The organism is Kitasatospora sp. NPDC048545, from assembly GCF_040651155.1.
Classification (GTDB): Bacteria; Actinomycetota; Actinomycetes; order Streptomycetales; family Streptomycetaceae; genus Kitasatospora.
Genome location: NZ_JBEZIQ010000137.1, coordinates 1 through 3,933, shown reverse-complemented (window position 1 = coordinate 3,933; position 3,933 = coordinate 1). Strand labels below are relative to the sequence as shown.

Below are 3,933 nucleotides of genomic sequence, written 5' to 3'. Positions count from 1 at the left end.
GGGACACCCCGGGGGTGTTGTCCACGAAATTGGTGATCAGCCAGTTCAGGTTCTGTGCGGCCTGGCTCATCTGAGTCAACTCAACGCTCCTGGTGGTTCGAGCCGCCGAAGAGATCGGTGCTGCGGTTCTGTCCGTTGCCGGACTGGTCTACCTGATCGGGGTCGATCCGGAAGCTTCCGGTGTTGCCGGCGCTGCGGCCCTGCTCCACACCGCGGCGCAGGTTCGTGAGGCGGCCACGGACCTCCTCGGGGTTGCGGGAGACCTGCGGCCCGTCCTGCGGGGTGGGCTTGGCGTTGCCGGGCACCAGGTTCTGCTTGGGCACGCGCCGCGGCAGACCGGCCTGGGTGGTCCCGGCGGAGGAGGGTTCGCGCAGCTGCTCGGCCCGCTGCCAGTCGCCGTCGTTCGGCGACTGCCAGGCGGTGCTGGCGGTCGGGCCGGTCGGGCCGTACCCGCCGAGCGAGGAAACGTCGTGGCCGCGGGACTCCGCGGCGGAGGAGGTGTCCTTGGCGCCGGCGAACCAGTTGGGGCTGTCGCCGGACGGGAGCGCGCCGGGCGGCGCGGTGCCGGGGCCGCCACCGGCCAGCTGCTCGCCGGGGCGGCGCTGCGGCAGCCCGGACGCCAGGGTGGCGGGCGCCTGCTCGGCTGCGGGCAGCGCGGGCGTCTCCGGGGCGTACGGGTGGCCGGCCGGGGCCTCCTGGGCCTGGTGGCCGTACTGGTCGTAGCCGCCCTGGTCGTAGCCGTACTGCTCGTCGGCGTAGCCCTGCTGGTCGTAGCCCTGCTGCGGGTACTGGTCGTACCCGTCCTGGGCGTAGCCGTCCTGCTGGTAGCCCTGCTGGTCGTAGCCCTGCTGGTCGTAGCCGTACTGGTCGTCGGCGTAGGCGCCCTGCTGCTGGAAGCCCTGCGGGGCGTACTGGTCGTAGCCCTGCTGGTAGTCCTCCTCGACCTCCGCGTCCAGCACCGGCTCCGGGCCGCCCTCCAGGGCCGCGCGGCGGACCTGGTCGAGGCGCTGGGAGCGCTGGACGGACTCCAGGGCCGGGCTGAAGCCGGAGGAACCGGCGTTGCCGACACCGGTGAGGTGATCGTCGAAGCCGAGCTCGGCGGCACTGCGGTTGCCGGCGTCGGGCGCCCACTGGGCGGTCGGCTCCTGGTCGGCGAAGATCCGGGAGACGGTGAACTGCTCCTCCGGCTCCGGCATCGCGCCGCCCTGGGTGACGAACGGCGGGAGCATGACCAGCGAGGTGGTGCCGGCCGACTCGCCGGACGGGCGGAGCTGGACGCGGATGTCGTGCCGCTGGGAGAGCCGGCCGACCACGAAGAGGCCCATGCGGCGGGAGATGGTGGCGTCGACCGTGGGCGGCTCGGCCAGCTTCTCGTTGATCTCCGCGAAGTCCTCGGCGGTGAGGCCGATGCCCTTGTCGTGGATCTCGACCAGCACGCGGCCGTCGGGCAGACGGGTCGCGTTGACCAGCACCCGGGTCTGCGGGCTGGAGAACGAGGTCGCGTTCTCCAGCAGCTCGGCGAGCAGGTGGACGAGGTCGGTCACGGCGGCGCCGACGACGTCGACCTCCGGGATGCCGGAGAGCTCGACGCGCTCGTACTGCTCCACCTCGGACGCGGCGGCACGGAGCACGTCGACCAGCGGGACCGGGGTGTTCCAGCGGCGGCCGGCCTCCTCGCCCGCGAGGACGAGCAGGTTCTCACCGTTGCGGCGCATGCGGGTCGCGAGGTGGTCCAGCTTGAAGAGGTTCTCCAGCTGGTCCGGGTCGGCCTCGTTGTTCTCCAGGTCGGTGATCAGCGCCAGCTGGCGCTGGATGAGGCCCTGGCTGCGGCGCGACAGGTTGGTGAAGATCGCGTTGACGTTCCCTCGGAGCAGGGCCTGCTCGGCGGCGAGCGCCACGGCCTGCTGGTGGACCTGGTCGAACGCCCGGGCGACTTCGCCGATCTCGTCCTTGCCGTGCAGGGGGATCGGGGTCACCGAGGTGTCGACCCGGTCGGGGTCGGTCTTGGAGAGCTTCTCGACCAGGTCCGGCAGGCGGTGGTCGGCGATCTCCAGGGCGGCGCTGCGCAGGGTGCGCATGCCGAGGATCATCGAGCGGGCGACGTAGCCGGTGAGCAGGCCGGCCAGGATCAGTGCGGCGACGACGATGACCGTGTTGAGGATGGCGTCGTAGAGCGCGTTGTCCTTCAGGCTGCGGGAGTCGGTGAGGACGTCCTCCAGCAGCACGATTTCGGTGTTCCGCAGGGCCTGGATGTGGGTGTTGGCGGCCTGGTTCCAGTTGTCCGGGGTCAGACCGGCGTTCTTCGCCTCGGCGAACGCGGCGTCGGCGGTGGCCTTGCCCTTCAGCTGGCCCTCCGCTGCGGCCTGGCTGTACATGGCGGCCAGGGCCATCAGGCCCTGCATGGTGGGCGCGCTGCCGTTCGGCATCTTGTACGCCGAGCGGTCCTGGGCGGTGGCCAGGGCGACCTGCGCGTCCGCGTACTTCTTGACGTCCTCGGGGGCGCTACCGGTGTTGAACTCGTTGAGGGAGACCTGCTCCAGCTTCTCCGCGACCACGATCGCCTGCGTCGCGTCGGCGTTCTCGTACCGGGTCGTGCCGTTCTGCGCGATGCCGACCAGCAGGCTCAGCATCAGCGAGCGCTGGGTCGAGGCGGAGGCCTTGGCCAGCGACATCGCGTAGATCGCGCGGCCCTTGCTGGTGGCGTTGGCGGAGCCCAGGCCGACCGAGTTGTCGTAGGCCAGCAGCGGAGCGAACATCGCCGAGTAGGCGCTCGCGGTCGCGGTGATGAACAGCTCGGGGTTGTAGGCGTTGGCCCGCAGGTGCGGCAGGTCGACGAGCAGGGCCTGGAAGGCCTCGTGGCGGCGCGGCAGCTCACCGGACTTGTCCGAGGCCGCGTAGGCGGCGTTGTACGCCTTCAGCGCGGCGTCGGTGTCGGCGCGGCGCTTGGTGACCTCGTTGTTCGGGTCCTGCTTGGTGAGCAGGGGTATGAGCGTCTTGTCGCGCTCGTTCTCCAGCGCTTCGGCGAGCTCGGTCGCGGCCTTGGCCAGCTCGGCGGTCTTCTCGGCGCGGGAGGCCTTGATGTAACCGTCGACCGAGGTGTTCACTCGCAGACCGCCGAAGACGAGACTGATGATCACGGGGATCAGCAGGATCGCGATCAGACGGGTCGGCACGCGCCAGTTGCGCGGGCGGAGGAACTCGTACCGCCCTCCCGCACCGTCGTCGCCACCCGGTGTGCCGCCCGGTGCGCCGCCGCTGCGGGGCGCCGTGGCGATACTCGGGGGCGTGGGAGCCGACGCGGCCTGCGGGCGTTCCTCGGTGGGAGTGAACGCGGAGAATCCGGCCGGGCCCGCGGGGGTACCGTTCGGCTCGCTCTGGCGGGGCTCGGAGCGCCGCTGCGGGGCGGGTTGCTGCTTACGCCTCACTCGACAACTACCTCTCGGCCGACTGCCGGCCATGGATCAATCCAGCGCTACCCCCGGGCCCTGACCCGTCGCCGGACGGGCCGGCACGAGAGATTCAGGGGTAGCTGGAATTTCAGCACGTGCAGGGATGGGGGACAAACAGCCGCCGTACGGCGCCCGTGCGGGAACAATCCGGACATTCACCAACATGACGGAGCAAAACCGTGGTCACCTGGCGCTGAGTGACGCTGATTCGCCACGCTGCGTCATTGTTGATCACAAAATGCCTACCGAACTGTTATCCGCTGCTTATACACGGGTCTTGCGCGGGGCCCCGGGAGGACACCGGCCGGTTAAGCGGCGCGGCCCCGTCGCCCCGTCGCAGTGACGGGCCGACGGGGCTGGACGGTTCCGGTCCTCCCGCGTCCGCTCAGCGCAGTCGGGCGAGCAGGGCGTGTTCGACGAGCGTGATGAGGGCGCTCTTGGCGCTGTCGCGGCGGCGTGCGTCCAAGGTGACGACCGGGGTGTC

1 protein-coding gene and 2 pseudogenes are annotated in these 3,933 nt (G+C 70.8%); all 3 read right to left on the bottom strand.

Annotated elements, in window-relative coordinates; genetic code table 11:
- Positions 1-70: pseudogene (locus AB0D10_RS45870) on the bottom strand (roadblock/LC7 domain-containing protein); the annotation flags it as partial.
- A 10-nt stretch (positions 71-80) separates the two neighbouring features.
- On the bottom strand, positions 81-3,425 hold the full coding sequence (locus AB0D10_RS45865) for a nitrate- and nitrite sensing domain-containing protein (RefSeq protein WP_360268944.1): 3,345 nt from the start codon (positions 3,423-3,425) through the stop codon (positions 81-83).
- A 409-nt stretch (positions 3,426-3,834) separates the two neighbouring features.
- Positions 3,835-3,933, bottom strand: a pseudogene (locus AB0D10_RS45860) (ATP-binding protein); the annotation flags it as partial.